This window comes from Eubacterium sp. 1001713B170207_170306_E7 (assembly GCF_015547515.1).
In the GTDB taxonomy this organism is placed as follows: Bacteria; Bacillota; Clostridia; order Eubacteriales; family Eubacteriaceae; genus Eubacterium.
The window spans coordinates 330,059-351,516 of record NZ_JADMVE010000002.1 but is presented as its reverse complement, the minus strand read 5'-3'; the positions used below and the strand labels follow the sequence as shown (position 1 = coordinate 351,516).

The following is a 21,458-nucleotide window of genomic DNA, read 5'->3' as shown; positions in this document are numbered from 1 at the left end:
ACTTTTCGTTACGTCCCGGGGTTTTTTATCACAGCGCTTCTGTTTCAGCCGCCTCCAGTAATTCCTGAAGCTCTTTTTTCTCATAGGTAATATACCACATCGCCAGCCTGAGGATAATCCGGTACATCTCAATCGCCTTTGGCGTGATGGCGTATTCCACTCTGGCCGGAACCTCTGCATAAATGGTTTTAGTAAGCAATCCCGCCTGCACCATCTCTTTTAAAGAGGATGCGAGCATGTTATCCGTAATGCCGTCGGGCTCCAGCGATTTTTTCAGCTCAGAATAGCGCATGCAGCGGCGTATAAAAATCCGGCGGAGAATGGCATATTTCCATTTGCCGCTGATCAGCGCCATGGCCTTTTCAGCCGAGGCATAGCCCACCGGAAAATCCGGAATCGTACTGAAAACCGATAAAAACGTTTCGTCATCCTCTGTATCAATCAAGCTCTGGCAGTTCGCCATAAAGCCCTTTCGCTCCTCCAGCTTTTCATTGATCGCTTCTGCGGTTAAAACTTTTTCCTTCATTTATGAACCCCACCTTTTTCGCTTTACATTAAAAAGTATATATGATTTTTTCCCCTTTAGCAAACGGTTTTATCCCCTGCTCCTTTTTTTCTAAGTTTATTAGTTTTTTTCTATTTACTCATAAAAAACTGCATAATTGACGCGTTTATCATTGCATGCTAAATTAGAGATAGATCAGCGCTGAAATAATTTCATAACGAGGAAAAAAATGATCGGCTTTATTCAAGTACTACTCACCTTTGTTGCGATTGGCCTGCTGATTTTTATGATTATGAAAAAAGCTTACGCGCCCATGAGCCTGCTCGCTCTGGGCTTTGTCATCCTTTTTTTCTGGTCACTGTTCACAGGCCAAAGCATTATGGGAGAGGAATCCGTCGGTAACTGGTTTTTAGATATCTTTGAATTCATGAAATCCTATTTTTGCTCCCAGTATATCGATCTGGGCATGATATTGCTGCCTCTGATGGGCTTTACAAGGTATATGAACCATATCCACGCCACCGAAATGCTCACCCGCCTTTGTTCCAAGCCCCTTCAAAAAATTAAAAATCCCTACATTATTGTGGGCTGCACTGTTATTTTAGGGGCATTACTGGAAATTGCAATCCCATCCCACACCGGCCTGAGCGTTTTACTGATTATTACCCTGTTCCCGGTCCTGCGCTCCTGCGGCATCAGCAAGCTGAGCGCGGCGGCGGCCATTTTACTCGGCGGCGCCATGGATCTCGGCCCTGCCGCCCCCATGCCCATTTACGGTTTATCCGAAATACATTCCAGCATGACGGCAGCCGAATACTTTATCCGTATTCAAATCCCCATCTCGACGCTGCCGATCCTCCTGTCTGCTGTGCTGTGCGCGGTTGTCAACTGGAAATGGGATCAGAAAGCAGGCTATTCGGCCAAACGGCAGGAAATACCCGAGCTCCCCACCAGCGAAATTGGCGTTCCTAAATTTTACGCCCTCTTTCCGCTGATTCCCCTTGTTTTTATCATTACCTTTAGTAAACTGGTCATTTCATCCATTGTGATCTCAGTCTGTGCCGCGGTGTTTATCTCTTTATTTATCTGCACCGCCATTGAGATGATCCGGTCGCGCAGCGTCATAAAGTCCATGGATGCAACCAAAACTTTTTTTGAAGGCATGGGCGATGGCTTCACTGTAACGATTGTATTGATTGCCGCCGCCTCCGTCTTTGCCGGCGCACTCCAAAAAATTGGCGGCTTAACCGTGCTGGCAGAACTCATCTCAAAGACCCCTTTAAATGGGATCATTGTCTTTGCGATCATCGGGCTGCTGGGCATGTTTATCATTATTTTCACCGGTTCACCCAATGCCGGCATGGCCCCCTTTACCGACTCCATCTTAAATCTGCTCAACACCTACCATATCATGCCGGAAATCGCCCTGCTGCCCATACAGCTTTCCATGGGCTACGGCCGGGTGCTCTCACCCATCGGGTCGGCTGTGCTCACAGTAGCGAGCATGGTGGAGGTCGATATCATCGCGCTGGTCAAGAGAAACATCATTCCGGTCGCAGGGGCCTACCTGCTAAATATCATCATCGCAGCAATCCTGCAATAATTTCAATACAGATTAACAAATTAAAAAATATGAAAATTAAATATTTTTCCTAAAAAGTATTGATTTTTTTAGGAAATCAATGTATAATTCAAATAAAATATAAAATGAAGGTGGAAAACATGGATCAAAAAAAAGCTTTAGACGAACGAATCAAACTGTTTGACGACGCTGTCCGGATGGAAAGAAAACCCAAAAGAGTGCCTTTTGTAACGAATGACGCTTTTTGGCGGTATTATGACCTGGGATACACACTAAGCGACGCGCTCTTAGATCAGCAAAAGATTGAAAACGCTAATATTGATTTCCAAAAACGCTATCAATTTGATGCAATGCTCGATATCGGAGATCGGAATCCGCTGATCATGACACGGAGCCTGGGAAATTTTGAGTACCAGATCAACGATGAAAATAACACCTTAATGCTGGAGGAACAAAATCACTTTCATGAAGACGATTATGACCCTTTTATAGAGAATCCTCTCAAGACACTGTGGGAAAACATTATTCCGAGAAAGTATACCTATTTCAAAAGTGAAATGCCGCTTCAGACCATCCAAAACACACTTGGCGAGTTCCTTTCTTACGACCAGGCAATGCAGAAAACCAATAAACGGCTGGCCGAGGAATGCGGCGTTCCCCCGCTCTTAGATCCAGTCAACGGCGCCCGCATCTACCCCGCTTTCGAGTCACTGTACAACTTCTTAAGGGGAATGAAGGGCTTATCCCGTGATCTCAGAAAAATACCAGAAAAGGTTCTGGCTTTTAACGAAGTTTATCACAACACCTTTGTGAAAAACCTCATCGACGGCATTCAGCACACCGAGTCTCCGTCAAGCGCCTTTACTGCTTTTACGATCATGCTCAGCGAAAATATGATTAATCCAAAGCAGTTTGAAAAATTCTTCTGGCCGCAGTTTAAAGAGCTGGCCGATAAAATCATCGAAACCGACACCACCATGTTTATACTGAGCGAGGGCTCCTTTAAGCATGTCACCGAATATTTACAGGAGCTGCCCAAGGGACACTTCTGCTTTTATGTCGAAATGGACGATATTTTTGAGACGCGCAAACGGCTGCCAAATTTATGCCTGTGGGGCGGACTGCCAGTTTCGCTGATCTCCCGAGGCACAAAGCAGGAATGTATCGACTACGCGAAACGGGTCATTGATGAAGTGGGCCGGGACGGCGGTTTAATCCTCTGTACCGATAAATTCACATCACATCCCAGCGATTGTAACCGTGAAAACTTACTGGCCGTCAGCGAATTTATTCATAATTATCAATAAGGAGAAATAAAAATGGACGAAAACAAAAAAGAAATAGACTATACCAAATATCCCGAAGGCGTAGAAGCTTTAAAACCAATGCTCGATTTTTTACCCGATGACGCTTCAAAAGAAGGCCTGCTCGCTGGATTTGTTTTGTTTTTATCGTTAATGTAGCTTTCTAAATAAGCAGAGGCCCTGACTGTCGCGGTATGACAGACAGGGCCTCTGCTTTTTCAGACAAGAAATTTTAGCTGGGAAAAATCTTTTTGCGCGATAAATTCGTGGGAACGCGCAATCAGAGCCTCAAACGCTTCACCGGAAACATCGAGCTTTTTGCAGGTATTCTTAATCAAATAATAAATCAGCGCGTCAATGGTCAGGGGCAGGTGACCGGTAAAATAGTTCAAAAAAATCTCACGTCTGGCCCCAAATTCCGTTAAAATAATAAATTCAAATTCCAGATCGGACAGCGAAAGCTGTAACGACTCCACAATATCCTGGTATTTTGCGTGCATCAGCTCCTGCATCACCCGGTAATTCGATTTATTCTGAATAATTTCATAATAAAACCGTTTGTTATTTTCATCGGTAAGGACAATATTATAGATAATATACAAAAAGCAGCAGTGCTGCTGTAACGCGTCACGAACATGCTGGTCTTCAATAAACTGGTAAACCTCTATAAAAAACTGATTGTAAATCTCTTTTACCAGATCATCTTTCTTTTTAAAGTAATAGTTTAAATTGCCAAGACTAAGCTCTGCCTGCTCAGCAATGCGTTTTAACTGTGTCTTGTTATAACCATTTTGATAAAATTCCTTTTTAGCAAAATAAAGTATTCGCTCTTTTGTAATGTTTCCTTTTCGTTTAATCGTCATTGTTATAACCCTCCGATGGAAGTATACCATAAAAAGGGCGAAATGGACAGAATTATTTAGGAAAATATGTATTAAACCCTAAAAAAACAGGGACATAACTTTTCGTTACGTCCCGGGGCTTATGCTTACGCGTTTCTGCCGCAGCATTTCTTATATTTCTTACCGCTGCCGCATGGACATGGATCATTACGTCCGATTTTTTCTTTTTTAACAACGGTGTTTCTTTCTCTGGAGGCTTTCATCAGCTCTCTTTTTCTCTGGGCTGTCAGGATATCATCCCACTGCGGCAGCTCATAAAGCCATTCTGCCGGTACGCCGACCATGTTGTAGTACAGCTTTTCAAAGTCAATTTCCAGGCGGACCTGGGTGTCGGCTTCCAGCGCTTCAAGATTATCCAGATCGGATTTCAGGCTCTCGCTGATGCCGTCCATAAAGCCTGCCATCATCATTGGGGTGACATTGTATTTTTCTGCCAGCTCACTGATGGTCCCCTCTACGACATCCTGTTTTTTGCCCAGAATATCTTCATAAAAGGCTTTTTCCTTAGTCAGATATTCATTCCACAGCTCTTTGTAGCCTTTTTCATCCTCCTCAGGGTCGACTGACGCGGCTTCTTTCCATTCTTCGTATAAACTCATGGTTTTCTCCTTCTGTTCCTGTTTTGCTCAAAATATTATATCGCATTCTTGGTTTTATTACAATTCCTGAATTGCAATAAAACGCAGCCTCACTTCAATTTCATGGGGATCCCGGACACGGTAAAGTAGACCTCATCAGCACGGCAGGCCACATACTGGTTCATTCTGCCGGAAATATCTCTGAAATAATTGCCGAGCTTATAGGAGGGCACAAGCCCCAGCCCTACTTCGTTCGAGACCATGAACAGGTGCTTGTCCTTACACACCTCAAGCAGTGTCTGAACCTGTTCCCTGATCTTATCCTCAACCTCTGCGATGGTGTCCATGCCGCAGTGGTCGTAATCCACATCGTAATCCAGCATATTGTTGGTGATCATGACGGTCAGGCAGTCAAACAGAATGGTATCGGCCTCCTGAAAGGCCGGATCCTCAGCCATGACTTCATAATCCTTATAGCGCTCAATGGTGGCCCACTCCGACGGACGCTGTTCCCGGTGCTTTCGTATCCGGTCCTTCATGCCGTCGTCAAAGGCAATGGCTGTGGCAATATAGGCGACCTTATTGCCAACTTCCTTGACTGCCTTTTCCGCAAAACTGCTTTTGCCGCTCCGGGCGCCGCCGGTTACAAATACTATGCTTCCCATTTTCTTTTTATCCCCTTAAAATATTATTTAAAGCTGCAATCAGCCGGTCATTATCCTCACGCCGCTTGATGGCCGCTCTGAAAAACTGGGTTTCCAGTCCTGCGAAATCCTCACAGGTCCGGATATTGATCCGCTGCTCAAGCAGCTCTTTCTGAAGTGTCTGCGCGCTTCTTCCCTCCACCCTGTACAGATGAAAATCGGCGCCGCTCGGATACACGCTCAGCGCAGGCAGACCGGACAGGGCCTCAAAAACGCGCTGCCGCTCGGTCTGGATATAGTCCCTTGTTTTCTGCATGTAGGCCTTGTCGTCATAAATACACATGGCGGCTTCCAGGGCCAGGGTATTGATGGTCCACGGCTCTTTGTAGGCTTCCATGGCCCGGATAAGCTCTGCCGAGCCGACGCCGTAGCCGATCCGCAGCCCCGGCACGCCAAAGAACTTGGTCAGGGAACGCAGCAGAAAAATACGATGGTATGAATGCTTCACATATTCCAGACAGGTTTCAACGCCTGAAAATTCAATGAAGGATTCATCAATAAACCAGATGATTTCCGGGTCCATCCGGTCCATCAGGTCTTTGATAAAGGCTTTGCTGTAAAGGCGTCCTGTCGGATTGGTCGGATTACACAGGTACACAGCTTTCGGGCGGCATTGCTTTGCCCTGTGGATAAGCGCATCCGGATCCAGCTCAAAATGCTCCTCCGGCGACAGCACCAGCTCACTGACCGGGCCGCAGCCGTTCATATCAAGGGCCCGCCGGTACTCGTTAAAGGTCGGCACCGGGATGAGCGCCCGCTCTGGATGAACGCCTCTGGCAAAAAGATAGATCAGCTCAATGGCGCCGTTTCCCAGAATCACATTTTCCGGAGCCATCTCAATATCCGCCGCGATTTTCGCCCGGGCTGTCTCTCCGGTAATCTCCGGATATTTGCCAAGCTCGTCCAGAGCCGCCTCCAGCCTTTTTCTCAGCCCCCCGGGCATGCCAAGCGGGTTGATATTGATGCTGAAATCCAATATATCTTTTTTATCGCCTCGGTATCCACCGTGTTTATTCATTCTTTTCCTCGCTATGAAACAATATAAATTCCAAAGAAAACCAGACTCGTCAGCACCATCATCACGACCTCACTGGAGAACATGATGCTGATGGTGTCTTTGATGTCCTCATAGGCCAGGCTCCGCCCGGCATCGCCGATGGTTGGCTTTTCAAGCATCTGCCCGAAATACAGGTTGGTGCCGCCCAGCTGGACGCCCAAAAGCCCGGCCACCACGGATTCCGGATGCCCGGAATTGGGGCTTTTATGGTTCTTTCGGTCGCGTCCGTAAATCCGCTGCCCCTCACTGACCCTGTATCCTAAAAACAAGCCGCCAATGAGCATAAACCAGCTTCCAATACGCGCGATCGCAAAGTTGGCGATATCGTCAATTTTGGCCGAAAAATAGCCAAAGTCCTTGTAGGGCTCCTGGACATAGCCGACCATAGAATCCATGGTGTTGACTGCTTTGTACAGCATGGCCAGCAGCAGCGGATTGATAAAGGGCACAAAAACCCACAGCACAACGCCGATTATCATGTAAAAAATCGGTGCGAGCACCCCGTCAATGGTGTTTTCCGCAGTGGTCTCCACTGTCGCGCGGACAATGCCGCCCTCCTGAAGCTCCTGGGTATCGCGCCCCACTAAATAGCCGACCATGGTGCGGGCCTTGGGAATATCCTTATCCCGCAGGGCGTCGTAGACCTTCATGACTTCCTCCTGCAGGCATTTCGCCGCAATGGTGGTGGATAAAAGGTAAAGGTTCACCGCATAAAACAAAACGATATTGAGCCGGTACGCAATGTACTGCACTGCCAGAATAACAGCGCCGGTAATCACAATGGTCAACCCCCATAGAATGAGCCCCTTGAACTTTCTGGCCTTGCCCTTATTTAATTTTTTGGTTAAAAATCCAACCAGTTTTCCAATGTAGACAATGGGATGAGGAATCCATGCCGGATCGCCAATCAGGCGGTCCAGCACCACTGCTCCCACAATCAGACAAAACCAAATGCCTGCGCTCATTCCTAAAAGCATTTTATACTCCAATAATTTCCATTAATTTTTGCATATCCAGATTATTTTCAACGGTTTCGGCCAGCAGGTCGTACTGCTCTTCCTTAAAGGCTTTGAAATCAACCGCTTCGCCCTCTGCCGCGATGTTCTTTTTCTTTTTCAGGGTTTCGATTAATTTTTCACGGAACGCGTCGTTGTCGAACACGCCGTGCAGGTAGGTTCCCATCACTGTGCCGTCTGCGGATACCGCGCCGTCAAAGCGCCCGTCCTCCAGTGTTGCAAAGCTCTTGGTATCATCAATGGGCGTGGTTTCACCCATATGGATCTCGTAGCCGGTGATGGCGCTGCCGCTCAGCCCCATATCCAGGAAATCCGCATTGATATTCCCTGCCACCCGTGTGGTGGTTTTTTCTTCCTCCAGCACAGTGCGCATGTTTAAAAGCCCCAGTCCCTTGATGTCGCCCACTGTGGACTCGACGCAGTGCGGGTCACAGATCTCGTGACCGAGAATCTGGTAGCCGCCGCAGATACCGATTACCGGCACGCCTGCTGTATGCTTGGCCAGTATTTCTTCCTCCAGCCTGCTTTCCCGCAGCTTCACAATGTCATCAATGGTATTTTTGCTGCCGGGTATCACAATGAGATCGGGATCGGCACGGTGCAGCTCCCGCTGGTTCTCATAATATTCTACCTTAACATCGGGGTACATGTCAAAGACTGTGCAGTCGGTAAAGTTTGAAATATGACGCAGGCGTACCACGCCGATGGTAATCACACCCTCGCGCTGCTCGTCCCACCGCTCGGTTACGCTGTCTTCATCGTCAATGACAAGGCGCTGGTAGGGGATAACGCCCAGGCACGGAACGCCCACCTTTTCCTCGATCATCTCAATACCTGGCTTCAGCAGCTCGACGTCGCCGCGGAATTTGTTGATGATAAAGCCCTTGATCCTTGCCTGTTCCTCAGGCTCCAGCAGCTTGATGGTACCGTAAATGGAGGCGAAAACGCCGCCGCGGTCAATATCGCCGATGAGAATGACCGGCGCGTCTACCATTTCGGCAAGCCCCATGTTCACAATGTCGTTGTCACGGAGGTTGATCTCCGCCGGGCTTCCCGCGCCTTCGATGGCGATGATATCATGGCTTTCGGCCAGCAGGTTGTAGGCGTCCATGACCACGCCGGTCAGCTTTGCCTTGTGGGCGTGGTACTCGACCGCGTTCATGTTAAATTCTGCCTTTCCGTTCAGGATGACCTGGCAGCCCACGTCTGAGTTTGGTTTTAACAGCACAGGGTTCATTTCTACCTGCGGCTCAATTCTGGCGCATTCGGCCTGGACCACCTGGGCCCTGCCCATCTCCTTGCCGTCCAGCGTTATATAAGAATTAAGCGCCATATTTTGGGATTTATAGGGCGCTACACGGTAACCTTTATTGTTCAGAATCCGGCACACTGCTGCGGTCAGCAGGCTCTTTCCCACGGATGAGCCCGTCCCCTGAAACATGATATTTTTTGCCTTTTTCATTTTTTACTCCTAGCTTTATTTTTATGCGTCCACTGATGGCCGCGGTCTACTGCCTGTCTGCCATCCAGCCGAGTATTTCCTCCACGGTGTTAAAGACAACAGGGTATTCGATTTTGGGGCGTTCGATAAAAAGGACACGCACTCCCATATCGGCCGCGGCGCGCAGCTTCTCGCTGACGCCGCCCACATCGCCGCTGTCCTTTGTGACCAGGAAACGGATGTCGAACTGCCGGATGGTCTCCACGTTCATCACATAGCTGAAGGGCCCCTGCATGGCGATAATGTGCTGCGGCTTGTAGCCCAGTCGCTCACACTTTTCAAGCACCTTGCTGGTCGGCAGCACCCGTACGATCACGCGTTCCTTTGGCAGCGGCGCATAGAGCTCCAGCTGCCGGCTTCCTGTTGTCAGCAGCACATTGCCTTCCTGTTCCAGAAGGTAGCTCACGGCCGATTCATAATCTGGAAAGCCCAGGGTCTGCTGTCCGTCATCCATCATCCGCGGCCTTTCCAGCCGCACATAGGCGGCCCCTGCTTTTTTCGAGGCCGCAATGGCGTTGAGCGAAACCTCTTTCGCGTAGGGGTGGGTGGCGTCCACACAGAGCCCGATACGCTTTTCGGCCATCAGGCCGGCCAGACCGTCTGCCTCAAGGGGCCCGGTGTGGATTTCCAGACGCGGGTTTTCCGGAAGGCTTCCGGTATTATAGGCGGTTACGGAGGAATAAAGAACGGCGCAACCCTGTCCGAGCAGCGCCTCTGTCAGCTTGCGGCTGTCATACGTTCCTCCGAGGACCAGAATCACAGCTGGTACCCCCGTGGTGTAATCATTTTTAGATGGTCTTCTGTAATATAGGTTTTGGAATTGCCAATAACTACCATGGAGAACATGTCAATTTCTTCACCGCACATTTTTTCGAGCGTGGTGATAACATAGCTCTCATTGGCACGCTTGGCGTTTCTGACAATGCCGACGGGTGTTTCCGGCGCTTTGTATTCCAGCAGAATCTTCTGGGCTTCCACAATGTTGTCTGGGCGGCCCTTGCTCTTTGGATTGTAGAGCGTCACGATAAAATCACCTTCGCCGGCGCAGCGCAGACGCTTTTTAATCATTTCCCAGTCGGTCATCAGGTCGCTGAGGCTGATGACACAGTAGTCGTGCATCAAAGGCGCACCCAAGGTCGAGGCGGCTGCGTTGGCGGCGGAAATCCCGGGTACGACCACTACCTCGACGTCGCTTTTCTGTTTCTCAACGATTTCCAGCATAATGCCGGCCATGCCGTACACGCCTGCGTCGCCGGAGCTTACCAGTGTGACGGTTTTGCCCTGCTCCGCCAGATCCAGGCAATCCTGGCAGCGGTCGATTTCCTTGCGCATTCCAGAGGAAAGCACCTCTTTGTCGCCGATTAAATCCTCAATCAAATCAATGTAGGTTTTATAGCCTACAATCACATCCGCGTCCTTCAGAGAATTCTTCGCGGCTTCTGTCATGTGTTCGTACAGCCCTGGTCCCAGACCTGTCACGTATATTTTTTTACTCACTCTATTTCTCCTCTTAATCTTTATCTTTTAGCTTCAATCATTTTAGTGCCTGATCTGCAGGTCTAAAAGAAAGGATGAAGTACAAGGCGCGGTTTCTTTCAAATGAAGGCGCATATTCTAATATATGCAACTGAATTTGAAAGAAAACCGCAACGCCGTAATTCATTCTTTATTGACGACCTGCCAGACCGACAGGGTAATTCCCCCGCATTTCTGTTTCTCCAGCAGGCACTCGCCAAAGCCGGACGCCACATAGCCGCACGGCTCGCTGACTGCGTAAAGGCCTGTGGTTTTAAACACAAAATCTGAGCCTTCAAAGCGTGCCTGCACCATTTTCACAAAATCATCCGGCACTACCTTAAGCTCTGCGTCAAAGGTTTTGCAGGCCGCGTGGATTCCCTTCTCATCAGCCTTCAGGCCAATGGTGGCAAAAGCCCTGACCGACAGCGGGTGCAGCTCAAGCGCTGCGAGCACCTGCCTCACAGCGTCCTCAATCCGCGCTGCCTCGGTGTCCCTGCGGCAGCCAATACCGATCACGATTTTTTTCGGCACGATCTGGACAACAGGCTTTTCAGCAGGCCACTTCAGCGGATCCTCCGCCGAAGCCACTACGCAGCCACGGTAGTCTCCCGCCAGGGCCTCCTGCCTTTCTGCAAAAACCAGATTCGGCGGCAGCACCAGTCCGGTGGTGTCACAGCGTGCTTCATTGATCAGGGCAATGGGCTCATCGTCCAGAATCAAGGCAGTGACATCCTTGGCCGCGGTGAAGTCTGCTATGGTACAGCCCAGCTTTTCAGCCAGCACATCCACGGCCATGCTGCCCTTCACATCGGTTCCGGTGGTAATAACCGGCTGGGCGTCCATGCGCTTTGCCAGGTATATGGCGTTTTCATTGGCGTACCCGAGATGCCCGGATAAAAGGCTGATGACGTATTTCCCATCCGGGTCCATGACCAGGATACCCGGATCCTTTGACTTATGACCAAGATGCGGCGCAATGCTGCGCACCACGATACCCGTGGCCATCATGCACAAAACCGTATCGTAATCTGCCATGAGCGTTCCGAAAAAATCACCGATCTTTCCGCGGATCAGCTGTGTGCCGGGAGCGGCGTATTTCTCCAGGGTAAAGATATCCGGCGCTTTTTCAGAAATGTGCTCCTTTACCTCAAGGGCTTTCTGGGTCCCCTGTCTGGAAACAGCGACAACAGCCCACCTCTCTGTGCGCTTCATATGCTATTTTGTAGCGGTGCGGTATTCGTGGGTAAAGGACGGGTCATACAGCTTGGAAAGGCTGTACTTGTCGCCCAGAAAATCCCCGACCAAAATCTGAGCGGTTTTGGTGATTCCGGCTTCCTTTACCTTGTCCGCAATGGTTTCAAGGGTTCCCAAAACAACCTTCTGATCATCCCAGGTCGCACGCTGGATAACCGCGATGGGTGTGGTGGGCTCGTACTGGGTCATCAGGCGCTTCGCTACCTCGTCGATCATCTGAACGGACAGAAAAATGGCCATGGAGGCGTGATGCGCGGCCAGGGATTCCAGCTTTTCCTTTTCCGGCACCGGCGTGCGGCCTTCCAAGCGGGTACAGATAACCGTCTGTGAGACATCCGGCAGCGTAAATTCTTTTTTCAGAACAGAGGCGGAGGCGGTAAAGGAGCTGACGCCCGGCACCACTTCAAAGGGAATGTCTTCTTCCTCCAGACGGTCCATCTGTTCACGGATCGCCCCGTAGATCGCCGGGTCGCCCGTGTGGACACGAACGACTTTTTTGCCGTCGTTAACGCCTTTGGTGATCACCTCGATCACGTCGTCTAAGGTCATGGAGGCGCTGTTGTGAATTTCAGCGTCTTCCTTGTGGCCTGCCAGCACTTCCTTGTTGACCAGAGAGCCCGCGTAGATAATGATGTCCGCTTCGCCAATCAGACGCTTGCCCTTCAAGGTGATTAACTCTGGATCTCCAGGACCCGCTCCGATTAAATAAACTGTATTTTTCAATGTATACTCCTCGTTCAATTAAATATTTATAGTAATTCTTTAACGCTTGTGCCATTTTTGGCATGGTCTAAAAACATATCCTGAATGCCTTTAAACTGGCCGAGTCCTTTTAAGACACATTCCACTTCAAAGCCTTCATTCTCAAGCAGTGTTTTCCAAGAGTCCGCATCGTCGCTGGCCATATCGTTGATGGCATGGTCGCCGGCTACGATCATAAAGGGCGCCAGATAAAGCTTGTGGTATCCCTTTTCCCTGAGCTGTGGAATGATGTCGGACAGGCTCGGAAAGCCCTCCACGGTTCCCATAAAGGCGTTTTTATAGCCTAAATGCTTGAAGGTGTAGTCCATGGCCGGGTAGGTGGCGTTGGCGTGGTGCTCACTGCCGTGTCCCATATAAAGCAGGGCTTCGCCCTCCTTCATTTCCGGCAGCTCGCTGATGGCCGTTCTGGCGACCTGCTCATAATCGTCGATGGTTGTCAGCAGCGGCGCTCCGATGGTGAGCACATCAAAGTCATTTTCAAATTTTTTAAGCTCGTTGATGGTCAAATCGTATTCGTAGCCGTTGATGACGTGTGTTGTCTGGCAGACAACCTCGGTATAGCCTTCATTTTTCAGCTTTTCAAGGGCTTCGTGGGGAATGTCCACATATTCATTGTCACGCTCTCTGAGTTTCTTGATGATCATCCGCGAGGTAAAGGCGCGTCTGAAATCATAATCCGGAAAGCCTTTCTGCAAGTCTCTCTCGATGGCTCCGATGGTTTTTTCCCGGGTTTCACGATAAGATGTCCCGAAACTTATTACTAATAAAGCTTTTTTGGGCATTCTGCACTCCTTGTTTTTTTATTCTCTAAGCAAGCGCTTTGAGCGCGGCCAGATTGTCGGCAATGGTCTTTTCAATGTCGGCTTCGGTGTGGGCAGCCGAGACAAAAATCCCTTCAAACTGCGCTGGCGGCATCAGGTTGCCGCGGTTCAGCATTTCGGCAAAATATTTCGCGTAGGCTTCGGTATCGCTGGTCATGACGCTGTTAAAATCACAGATTTCCTGATCGGTGAAGAACAGAGCGCTCATTCCGCCAAAGCGCACCATCCTGGCCTTGACGCCAGTTTCTTCAATGTTTTTGTTAAAGCCCGCTTCCAGCTGCTTCGCACAGGCTTCCAGATGGGTGTAAACCTCCGGGTGCTCCTTGAGATAGGTTAAGGTATTGAGGCCCATTTTCATGGCGATGGGGTTCCCGGACAGGGTGCCTGCCTGGTAAACCGGACCGAGCGGCGAGAGCTTTTCCATGATATCGCGCCGTCCGCCAAAGGCGCCGACCGGCATACCGCCGCCGATGATCTTGCCAAGGGTGGTCAGATCCGGCTTAATGCCCAGCACCTCCTGTGCGCCGCCAAAGGCCAGCCTGAAGCCTGTGATGACTTCGTCAAAGATCAGCAGGGCGCCTTCTTCCTCGGTCAGCTTTCTCAGCCCTTTCATAAAGGCCCTGTCCGGCGGTACAACGCCCATGTTGCCCGCAACAGGCTCAACGATGACGCAGGCGATTTCTCCCTTATTTTCATCAAAAAGCTTTTTGACGGAATCCAGGTCGTTGTAGGCAGCCACCAGGGTATCCTTCGCTGTGCCGGCGGTAACGCCGGGGCTTGTGGGTACACCGTAGGTCAGGGTGCCGGAGCCGGATTTTACCAGCAGGGAATCGCTGTGGCCGTGGTAGCAGCCTTCAAACTTGATAAATTTTTCACGTCCGGTATAGCCTCTGGCCAGACGGATCGCGCTCATGGTAGCCTCCGTGCCGGAGTTGACCATGCGCACCATATCCATGGACGGGTAAGCGTCTGTGATCATTTCCGCCACGCGGATCTCAATTTCGGTGGGCGCGCCATAGGTGTTGCCCTTTCTCAGCGCTTCGTCAATGCCGTCATAATACGCGTCCGCGGCGTGACCGAGAATCAGCGGCCCCCAGGAGCAGATATAATCCGTGTATTCATTGCCGTCCACATCGTAGATCTTTGATCCCTTTCCGTGGTCGATAAAGACTGGCGGCATCCCTACAGACTGGAATGCGCGAACGGGACTGTTGACCCCGCCGGGAATCACACGGTTCGCTTCTTCAAAAAGTGCAATCGACTTTGTATGCTTCATTGTATTCTGTCCTTTACTGATATTTTTCAATCAATGCTTTTAAATCTTTTGCGAAGTAGGTGATGATGATTTTAGCACCCGCGCGTTTAATGCACAGCATGCTCTCATAAATGGCTTTTTCATCCAGCAGACCGGCGTCTACCGCATTGCGGATCATGGCGTATTCGCCGCTGACCTGGTAGGCGGCCATTGGCAGATAAGATAATTCCTTGGCCTTTGCGATGATATCCAGATAAGGCATCGCGGGCTTTACCATAACGATGTCTGCGCCCTCATCAATATCCAGCACCACTTCCTTCAGCGCTTCCTCGCTGTTGGCCGGGTCCATCTGGTAGCTTCTGCGGTCGCCGAAGGCCGGAGCGGAATTTGCCGCGTCGCGGAACGGGCCGTAGAAGGTGGAGGCAAACTTGGCAGAGTAACCCATGATCGGAATACTCTCAAAGCCTGCGTCATCCAGGGCTTTACGCATGGCTTCGATATGGCCGTCCATCATGTCGGAGGGTGCTACCATATCCGCGCCGGCTTTTGCGTGGCTCACGGTTACCTTGCACAGGGTTTCCAGTGATTTGTCACGCTTGATGTCACCGTTGTCGTGGAAGAAACAGCAATGGCCGTCACTCTTGTACTCGCAGAGACACACATCGGTGATAACGTACATTTCCGGGTCCTTTTCCTTGACAAGACGGATGGCTTTCTGGATGATGCCGTCATCCACAAAGGCGGGCGTCGCCTCCGCGTCCTTTTCATCGGGCACGCCGAACAGGATAATATAGCGGACGCCCAGCGCTTTCAGCTCTTCCAGTTCCTTTGGCAGCATATCGAGCGACAGATGGTATTGTCCTTTCATGGATGGGATTTCACGCTTGATGTTTTCTCCGTCAACCACAAACAAAGGATAAACCACATCGCGCATGGATAACTCTGTTTCGCGGATCAGATCACGAACCGCTGCGTTTTTTCTCAATCGGGTTGGTAACATAATAATCAACTTCCTCTCTTTATTTTTCCATATTCAGAATCGCTTCAATCATTCCGGCAATGGTGTAAACCTCTGCCTGGACATCGACCGTTAAACCCAGCTCTCTCATTTTATCTGAGGTCACGGGTCCAATCGAAACGCATTTTGCGTTTTTAGTGTATTCCACATTTTCATCACCAATTTTTTCCACAAAATACTGTACGGTTGTGGAGCTCGTAAAGGTGATGTAATCAATCTCTTTATTTTTCAGCATTTCGGCCACATCGACGTCGGTATTGTCCTCACGGACCGTTTCGTAAATCTGGAACTCATCCACCGGACACACCCTGCGCAGCTCCTCAACCACGTAAATCCGCGCGTTTTTGGAGCGGGGAATCAATACCCGCGATGCTTCTGTCAAAAGCGGCATCAAGCCGTCAACCAGCTCCTCGCCAACGTATTTTTTCGGCACAAAGTCCGCGGTGATGCCCTGTTCTGCAAGCAGCGCCGCCGTCGCGGAGCCGATGGCCGTTACATGGATGCTTCCAAGGGCTCTCGTATCTCGGCCGGAGGCCTTCAGCGCGTCGAAGAAAATCTCAACGCCGTTGGTGCTGGTAAAAATAATATGGCTGTAGGCATCCAGGCTTCCGAAGTTCTCGGCCAAAGCGGTGACATTTTCCGGAATCGGCTCAATTTTAATGGTCGGGTACTCAATGGCATTGCCGCCGAGCTCTGTAATCTGTTCCACCATTTTGGAGCTCTGCTCTCTGGAGCGGGTTACCACGATGTTTTTGCCAAAGAGCGGCTTGCTGTCAAAGAAGCGCAGCTTTTCGCGCTTGGTCACCACATCGCCCACCACGATCAGGCTGGGCGCGGTGATCTTAGCTTCTGAAGCAATGCCGTAGATGGTTTCCAGCGTGCCTTCCACTACCCGCTGGTAAGGGGTGGAGGCGCGGTGCACCACCGCTGCCGGCGTATTTTTATCCATGCCGTTTTTCATCAGCTCTGCGGTAATCTTCTCAAGGTTCTTAACGCCCATCAAAAACACGATGGTTCCCTTGGATTTTGCCAGCACCGGCCAGTCCAGCTCAGATTCTTCAGATTTCAGATGGCCGGTGACCACCTGGAAGGATGAAACGCAGTCTCTGTGCGTTATGGGAATACCCGCGTAAGCCAAACCGCCGATAACCGAGGTAATGCCCGGAATCACTTCAAAGGGAACGCCTGCGTCGTAAAGCTCCTCGCCTTCCTCGCCGCCGCGTCCGAAAACGTAAGGGTCGCCGCCCTTCAGCCGGACAACATTTTTCCCTTCCTTGCCCAGCCGGATCAGCAGGGCGTTGATCTCATCCTGGGGCAGTGCGTGGTTGGCGGCTCTCTTGCCGACATAAATCTTTTCACACTCCGGTCTTGTCCACTTCAAAAATTCTTCATTGACCAGCGCGTCATAAACCACTGCGTCGCAGGTTTTTAATTTTTCCATGGCCTTGACGGTGATCAGCCCCTTGTCGCCGCAGCCGCCGCCTGCCAGATAAACTGTTCCCGGCTTTATTTCTGCTTCTACCATCGCTTTCAGCTCCTTTGCCAGACGGTCTCCCATATCGGCTTCCTCGCCAAGGGTTCCCTCTGTCTGTCCTTTGTATAAAATTGTGCCGTCCTCATTGCCGAAAAGGCCATAGAGGGTCAGCTTTTCATCCTCCACATCACAGTATGCGCCGATGGGGATATGGCAGCTGCCGTTTAAGCTGATCAGAAACTGGCGTTCGGCCGTCATCTGGGCTTTGGTAACCGGGTTACTGACCGTTTCCATCAATCCCTTGACGGTTTCGTTATCCTCACGGATTTCCACGGCCAGAATTCCCTGGGCAGGCGCTGATACAAACTGGCACGGGTCAAGGGGAACACAGGTGTAATCCGCGCTTTCATAAGCGCCGATGCGTTTAAGGCCTGCCGCCGCCAGAATGATTCCATCCAGCTTCTGCTCCTGCATTTTCCGGATACGGGTATCGATATTGCCGCGGATCCCTACCACCTCAAAATCCTTTCGGATACTTTTCAGCTGGTAAATCCGGCGTTTGCTTCCAGTGCCGATGACGGCGTTTTGGGGCAGCTCCTGGACGGATTTTATTTTATGCGGCGTCAGCAGAACGTCTCTCGGGTCCTCACGCATGGGCGGTACTGAGAGGATCAGCCCTTCCGGTAGCGCGGAAGGCATATCCTTCATGCTGTGAACCGCCATATCGATTTTACCGCTTATGAGGGCATCCTCCAGCTCCTTGGTGAAAATGCCCTTATCTCCAATTTTATCAAGGGCTTTGTGCTGGATTTTATCGCCCTTTGTCTTGATGATCCTGAGTTCAAAATCCACCGCCGGGTTGGCTTTTCTTAATTCCTCAAGAAGCCAGTTTGTCTGGACTACAGCCAGCTTGCTGCCTCTTGAGCCTACAATTATTTTCATATTTTCTCCACTTCTCTCTGCAATTCTTCAATGGTCAATTCGGCCAGTTCTTTAAGCTGTCTCTTTTTAGCCGCCGCTGAAGGCGCTGTTTTTAAGATATGCCGCCGCAGCTGTTTCAGCAGTCTGAGACGTTCAGCGTAGCTTTCGTCATATTTTTCCTCCAGCTCTTTTTTGATCTGGGTGGTCAGCGTTGGGCTGGCGCCGTCGGTGCAGACCGCAATTGTCAAATCGCCGCGCCTTACCACTGAGGGAAAAATAAAATCAGAACGCTCAGGGTCATCCGCCACATTGCACCAGATGCCCCGCAGCTTACAGTTTTCAAGAATCTGCGCGTTCAGGTCGCGCTGGTCTGTCGCCGCCACTACCAGGTCCATGCCGTCAAGGGCTGTCTCAATCCGGCAGTAGGCTTTAACATAGCGGATATTCTCTGCTGGGTGTTCTGGTATCTCCATATTTTTATCCACACAGGTCACAAAACACCCATACCCGGCTAGGGTTTCGGCCCGGCGCATTCCTACTTTTCCACTGCCGATGACAAGGGCCTTTTTTCCGGTAAAGTTAAGCAGAACCGGCCCTCTCATTGGGGCGCCTCCGCATTACCCCCGGAAAACAGAAAAGCCAGCGTTTTTTCAAAACGCAGGATATCATCTTCGCTGTCCAGTGTTTTAAGCTGCTTGATGGACGGCATGACCATCTCACGGAATTTTGAATGGACAATTTTTTCCAGAAATTCCTTATCCTTCCCCTCAAACTGATAGCGCTTATTGAGGATTTCAATGGTCTCGTCTGCCAGCTGGCCAGAAACCTGGTTAAAATGCCCCACCATGTTGTCCACCTTAGACTTGGTGATCCAGACCATGAGCCCGTCGATTTCCTCTTCGATCTCAAGGGCGATCTTTTCCGCTACTTTTTCGCGGTAGTGCATCTTTTCGTCAATGATGTCCTTGAAATTATCAATGGTCAGCAGCTCGACAGCCTCCATTTCCGAGATGCCTTCATCAATATCCCTGGGCAGCGCCAGATCAATGGCCATGAGCGGTTTTTGGCGCGCTGGCATGAGCTCCCGTTTTAAGACAACATGGGGCGAGGCCGTCGCCGAGATAATGACGTCGATCTCCCCGATGGCCTCATAGCGGTCCTCGTAGCGGATCATGTTGACACCCTCATAGATATCCCGGTACTCGTCTCCCGGATGGTAGGTCCGGTTGGTCATATAGACATTGTTAAAGCCCTCTGCCGCCATATAACGCAGCGCCAGAAGTCCCATTTTTCCCGAACCGATAATCAGCACCTTTTTATCCGCGTAGTCCTCATAGGTTCTTTTAACATGCTTAACCGCTGTCGAGCTCAGAGAGAGCGGGGTTTCTGAAATTTTATAAACAGTTTTGACCTTCTTCGCAAAGGTGACGGCTTCCCGAAAAGCCTTGGTTAAATATTTACCGCAGCCGTGCACAGACTGGGACAGCTCAAGGGCATCCTTTACCTGCCCCAGAATCTGGTCCTCTCCAAGAATCATCGAATCCAGTCCGGTCACCACCCGGTAAAGGTGAAGGATGGCGTCTCTCCCCTTTTCACAGAACAGGTAATTTTCCAGCTCTCTGGATTTTTCCTCGGTATAAAAACTTTTCAGCACCTGGCCTGCCGCTTCCACGTCGCGGGTCGCCACATAAATTTCGCTTCGATTACAGGTAGAAAGAATGATCACCTCTTCGATGCACGCTTCTTCCAGAAGGCCTGCGATGCCTTCCTTTACGGTCCGCTTGATAAAAGCACCCTTTTCCCTGATTTCCAGAGGTGTGTCTTTATGATTGATCCCAACTACAACTAACTTCATTTCAATCCTTCTCCTTCAATCAATTCATTCATTTAAAAAATAAAAAACCTCTTTTTTATTACGTCTCCGTAAAAAAAAGAGGTTTGTCAACAGAATTATCTATCCACGCTGTTTACTGCGGATATTACAATTAAATTAACGTTACTAAGTTCCCTTTTCCCTGGAGGTAATTATTAGCACTCTGTTCAGTAGGTTTCCTGACTCATCGCATTATATTCTCCTCGCCTTCCCGGTTTTCATTCCAGTGGCATCATAAGGAGACTTAACGAATTACAGTGACCGGATCGCTCTGGATTTTCACCAGATTCCCTCTATCCTTTGTTTTTACCGGGGCAAAAACGAAAGAATCCAAAACAGATTTTACATTAGTCTTTCCTATTCGATTTTCGTTTCCAATTATATCACCAATCCGACTCAGGCGCTACCCCTTTTTAGGGGAAATAAGCAGTTTTTTGCCAATTCTGCCGAATAATTCACATATTTTCTGTACTCGGATTTCAGGCAATAAAAAAACCGGTGTCTCTTCCCAGATTCCGGTCGTTTTATATCGCTTTACTGGTTTGTTGTTTCATGGCTCATTAAAAAGAGCATCATCATTCTTTCTGCGTATTCCTTTTTTTCATCCGGGCAGTGCTCCAGAATATCGAGCAGTGCGGTATGTTTTTCTTTTTCATCCAAGCTCTTGCCAAACAGGATGCTGTCCGAAGACATTTTTAACGCCTCACAGAAACGCTCAAGGCTTTTTAAGGAAAAGCCTTTGGTTCCCAACTCGATGTCTGTTAAAAAAGTCTGTGTAATCCCAATTTTGCGCGCCAGATCCTCACGGCTCATATTTAAAAATGTTCTACGCTGCCGGATACGCTGGCCGATTGCCTTTTGATCTAACCTTGATTCCATTGTCTTCTCCTATAATTTCAGGGAAAACCAAACAAAAAACTGTGCAGGATTACACCAACCATGCACAGTTATATGACACTTTTATAAAATGCTAACACAAATAAGCCCACTTATTTATAGGCTGTCCTCTTGTTTTTAGCACAAAAATAGCCTATAATAAGTAATGCGGTACGTGCCCCCCAGGGCCGTTGTGTATGGTGGTTGTGCACCTGCGCAAGCCGGATAAGTGTGCCAGCACTTTCCGGATGCCGCAATTTCTATTTAGTTTTCCCAATATATATACTTTATTATAAATCGAATCTTCCGTCAAAGCAATCTCTTTATTTAAAAACTTTTTATCTGCAATTGAAGTTATCATTTTAATTCAACCAATTATATCCTTATTTATTTGTTTTTTTATTTTTACCCGGATTTTCAATGTAAAAAACCTGTTTTAGAATCTTTTCAGACTTTTGCTCCCTTAAAGATATTTTTTCTATGTTTAATTCTCTTCAAAAAGGGTATACCTGATTCCGAAGCTTTATACATCTAATG

General features: G+C 49.4%; 21 protein-coding genes and 1 riboswitch. Of the genes, 3 read left to right on the top strand and 18 right to left on the bottom strand.

From position 1 onward, the window contains the following. Positions 1 to 28: 28 nt before the first annotated feature. Positions 29 to 526 (bottom strand): helix-turn-helix domain-containing protein, encoded by a 498-nt coding sequence (locus tag I2B62_RS06960; protein ID WP_195268264.1) that lies wholly within the window; start codon positions 524 to 526, stop codon positions 29 to 31. A 208-nt stretch (positions 527 to 734) separates the two neighbouring features. Here I2B62_RS06960 and dcuC point away from each other — a divergent pair, with 208 nt between their 5' ends. From dcuC to I2B62_RS06945, 3 genes are all read left to right on the top strand, one after another. Further along, positions 735 to 2,108 carry a C4-dicarboxylate transporter DcuC gene (gene dcuC, locus I2B62_RS06955; RefSeq protein ID WP_195268263.1) on the top strand — a complete coding sequence of 458 codons (1,374 nt, stop codon included), beginning with the start codon at positions 735 to 737 and terminating at the stop codon, positions 2,106 to 2,108. Between the two features lie 119 nt (positions 2,109 to 2,227). Beyond that, entirely contained in the window at positions 2,228 to 3,394 is a 1,167-nt protein-coding gene (locus tag I2B62_RS06950) for a uroporphyrinogen decarboxylase family protein (protein WP_195268262.1), read from the top strand. A 12-nt stretch (positions 3,395 to 3,406) separates the two neighbouring features. After that, on the top strand, positions 3,407 to 3,550 hold the full coding sequence (locus I2B62_RS06945) for a hypothetical protein (RefSeq protein WP_195268261.1): 144 nt from the start codon (positions 3,407 to 3,409) through the stop codon (positions 3,548 to 3,550). Between the two features lie 59 nt (positions 3,551 to 3,609). Here I2B62_RS06945 and I2B62_RS06940 read toward each other — a convergent pair whose 3' ends face one another. The 17 genes from I2B62_RS06940 to I2B62_RS06860 all read right to left on the bottom strand — a co-directional run bounded on the left by I2B62_RS06940 (position 3,610) and on the right by I2B62_RS06860 (position 20,924). Next, entirely contained in the window at positions 3,610 to 4,254 is a 645-nt protein-coding gene (locus I2B62_RS06940) for a TetR/AcrR family transcriptional regulator (RefSeq protein WP_195268260.1), read from the bottom strand. A gap of 125 nt (positions 4,255 to 4,379) precedes the next feature. Next, entirely contained in the window at positions 4,380 to 4,892 is a 513-nt protein-coding gene (locus I2B62_RS06935) for an SEC-C metal-binding domain-containing protein (protein WP_195268259.1), read from the bottom strand. A gap of 89 nt (positions 4,893 to 4,981) precedes the next feature. Continuing rightward, positions 4,982 to 5,536 (bottom strand): bifunctional adenosylcobinamide kinase/adenosylcobinamide-phosphate guanylyltransferase, encoded by a 555-nt coding sequence (cobU, locus tag I2B62_RS06930; RefSeq protein WP_195268258.1) that lies wholly within the window; start codon positions 5,534 to 5,536, stop codon positions 4,982 to 4,984. A 7-nt stretch (positions 5,537 to 5,543) separates the two neighbouring features. Beyond that, a complete protein-coding gene (gene cobD, locus I2B62_RS06925; protein ID WP_195268257.1) occupies positions 5,544 to 6,593 on the bottom strand; it encodes a threonine-phosphate decarboxylase CobD in 1,050 nt (349 codons plus the stop codon). Positions 6,594 to 6,604: 11 nt separating this feature from the next. Beyond that, positions 6,605 to 7,609, bottom strand: a complete 1,005-nt coding sequence (gene cbiB / locus I2B62_RS06920; RefSeq protein WP_195268256.1) for an adenosylcobinamide-phosphate synthase CbiB — start codon at positions 7,607 to 7,609, stop codon at positions 6,605 to 6,607. A 1-nt stretch (position 7,610) separates the two neighbouring features. Continuing rightward, on the bottom strand, positions 7,611 to 9,110 hold the full coding sequence (locus I2B62_RS06915) for a cobyric acid synthase (RefSeq protein ID WP_195268255.1): 1,500 nt from the start codon (positions 9,108 to 9,110) through the stop codon (positions 7,611 to 7,613). A gap of 46 nt (positions 9,111 to 9,156) precedes the next feature. After that, on the bottom strand, positions 9,157 to 9,909 hold the full coding sequence (gene cobK, locus I2B62_RS06910) for a precorrin-6A reductase (protein WP_195268254.1): 753 nt from the start codon (positions 9,907 to 9,909) through the stop codon (positions 9,157 to 9,159). Further along, a complete protein-coding gene (gene cobJ / locus I2B62_RS06905) occupies positions 9,906 to 10,646 on the bottom strand; it encodes a precorrin-3B C(17)-methyltransferase (protein WP_195268253.1) in 741 nt (246 codons plus the stop codon). The genes cobK and cobJ overlap by 4 nt, the downstream gene beginning before the upstream one ends. A 162-nt stretch (positions 10,647 to 10,808) precedes the next feature. Beyond that, positions 10,809 to 11,879, bottom strand: coding sequence for a cobalt-precorrin 5A hydrolase (locus I2B62_RS06900; RefSeq protein ID WP_195268252.1), 1,071 nt, complete (start codon positions 11,877 to 11,879; stop codon positions 10,809 to 10,811). A 3-nt stretch (positions 11,880 to 11,882) separates the two neighbouring features. Next, the gene (cobM, locus tag I2B62_RS06895; RefSeq protein ID WP_207735963.1) at positions 11,883 to 12,644 is read right to left on the bottom strand and encodes a precorrin-4 C(11)-methyltransferase; all 762 of its coding nucleotides are present in this window, start codon (positions 12,642 to 12,644) and stop codon (positions 11,883 to 11,885) included. A gap of 26 nt (positions 12,645 to 12,670) precedes the next feature. Continuing rightward, positions 12,671 to 13,465 carry a sirohydrochlorin cobaltochelatase gene (locus I2B62_RS06890; RefSeq protein WP_195268250.1) on the bottom strand — a complete coding sequence of 265 codons (795 nt, stop codon included), beginning with the start codon at positions 13,463 to 13,465 and terminating at the stop codon, positions 12,671 to 12,673. Positions 13,466 to 13,490: 25 nt separating this feature from the next. Then, the gene (gene hemL, locus I2B62_RS06885; protein WP_195268249.1) at positions 13,491 to 14,780 is read right to left on the bottom strand and encodes a glutamate-1-semialdehyde 2,1-aminomutase; all 1,290 of its coding nucleotides are present in this window, start codon (positions 14,778 to 14,780) and stop codon (positions 13,491 to 13,493) included. Positions 14,781 to 14,793: 13 nt separating this feature from the next. After that, complete coding sequence (hemB, locus tag I2B62_RS06880) at positions 14,794 to 15,759, bottom strand: porphobilinogen synthase (protein WP_195268248.1); 966 nt, start codon at positions 15,757 to 15,759, stop codon at positions 14,794 to 14,796. A gap of 19 nt (positions 15,760 to 15,778) precedes the next feature. Beyond that, positions 15,779 to 18,193: a hydroxymethylbilane synthase gene (gene hemC / locus I2B62_RS06875; RefSeq protein ID WP_195268247.1), complete on the bottom strand. Its 2,415-nt coding sequence runs from the start codon at positions 18,191 to 18,193 to the stop codon at positions 15,779 to 15,781. Then, positions 18,190 to 18,774, bottom strand: a complete 585-nt coding sequence (locus tag I2B62_RS06870; protein ID WP_195268246.1) for a bifunctional precorrin-2 dehydrogenase/sirohydrochlorin ferrochelatase — start codon at positions 18,772 to 18,774, stop codon at positions 18,190 to 18,192. The genes hemC and I2B62_RS06870 overlap by 4 nt, the downstream gene beginning before the upstream one ends. Beyond that, positions 18,771 to 20,027 (bottom strand): glutamyl-tRNA reductase, encoded by a 1,257-nt coding sequence (hemA, locus tag I2B62_RS06865; RefSeq protein WP_195268245.1) that lies wholly within the window; start codon positions 20,025 to 20,027, stop codon positions 18,771 to 18,773. Before hemA ends, I2B62_RS06870 begins: the two co-directional genes overlap by 4 nt. A 169-nt stretch (positions 20,028 to 20,196) precedes the next feature. After that, positions 20,197 to 20,385: riboswitch (cobalamin riboswitch) on the bottom strand. 194 nt (positions 20,386 to 20,579) lie between these two features. Next, positions 20,580 to 20,924 (bottom strand): helix-turn-helix transcriptional regulator, encoded by a 345-nt coding sequence (locus I2B62_RS06860; RefSeq protein ID WP_195268244.1) that lies wholly within the window; start codon positions 20,922 to 20,924, stop codon positions 20,580 to 20,582. Positions 20,925 to 21,458: the final 534 nt, after the last annotated feature.

Excerpts from the sequence above, each read along its gene's own strand:
- I2B62_RS06960 (WP_195268264.1), bottom strand. The coding sequence starts at position 526 with ATGAAGGAAAAAGTTTTAACCGCAGAAGCGATCAATGAAAAGCTGGAG.
- dcuC (WP_195268263.1), top strand. The coding sequence starts at position 735 with ATGATCGGCTTTATTCAAGTACTACTCACCTTTGTTGCGATTGGCCTG.
- I2B62_RS06950 (WP_195268262.1), top strand. The coding sequence starts at position 2,228 with ATGGATCAAAAAAAAGCTTTAGACGAACGAATCAAACTGTTTGACGAC.
- I2B62_RS06945 (WP_195268261.1), top strand. The coding sequence starts at position 3,407 with ATGGACGAAAACAAAAAAGAAATAGACTATACCAAATATCCCGAAGGC.
- I2B62_RS06940 (WP_195268260.1), bottom strand. The coding sequence starts at position 4,254 with ATGACGATTAAACGAAAAGGAAACATTACAAAAGAGCGAATACTTTAT.
- I2B62_RS06935 (WP_195268259.1), bottom strand. The coding sequence starts at position 4,892 with ATGAGTTTATACGAAGAATGGAAAGAAGCCGCGTCAGTCGACCCTGAG.
- cobU (WP_195268258.1), bottom strand. The coding sequence starts at position 5,536 with ATGGGAAGCATAGTATTTGTAACCGGCGGCGCCCGGAGCGGCAAAAGC.
- cobD (WP_195268257.1), bottom strand. The coding sequence starts at position 6,593 with ATGAATAAACACGGTGGATACCGAGGCGATAAAAAAGATATATTGGAT.
- cbiB (WP_195268256.1), bottom strand. The coding sequence starts at position 7,609 with ATGCTTTTAGGAATGAGCGCAGGCATTTGGTTTTGTCTGATTGTGGGA.
- I2B62_RS06915 (WP_195268255.1), bottom strand. The coding sequence starts at position 9,110 with ATGAAAAAGGCAAAAAATATCATGTTTCAGGGGACGGGCTCATCCGTG.
- I2B62_RS06900 (WP_195268252.1), bottom strand. The coding sequence starts at position 11,879 with ATGAAGCGCACAGAGAGGTGGGCTGTTGTCGCTGTTTCCAGACAGGGG.
- I2B62_RS06890 (WP_195268250.1), bottom strand. The coding sequence starts at position 13,465 with ATGCCCAAAAAAGCTTTATTAGTAATAAGTTTCGGGACATCTTATCGT.
- hemL (WP_195268249.1), bottom strand. The coding sequence starts at position 14,780 with ATGAAGCATACAAAGTCGATTGCACTTTTTGAAGAAGCGAACCGTGTG.
- hemB (WP_195268248.1), bottom strand. The coding sequence starts at position 15,759 with ATGTTACCAACCCGATTGAGAAAAAACGCAGCGGTTCGTGATCTGATC.
- hemC (WP_195268247.1), bottom strand. The coding sequence starts at position 18,193 with ATGAAAATAATTGTAGGCTCAAGAGGCAGCAAGCTGGCTGTAGTCCAG.
- I2B62_RS06870 (WP_195268246.1), bottom strand. The coding sequence starts at position 18,774 with ATGAGAGGGCCGGTTCTGCTTAACTTTACCGGAAAAAAGGCCCTTGTC.
- hemA (WP_195268245.1), bottom strand. The coding sequence starts at position 20,027 with ATGAAGTTAGTTGTAGTTGGGATCAATCATAAAGACACACCTCTGGAA.
- I2B62_RS06860 (WP_195268244.1), bottom strand. The coding sequence starts at position 20,924 with ATGGAATCAAGGTTAGATCAAAAGGCAATCGGCCAGCGTATCCGGCAG.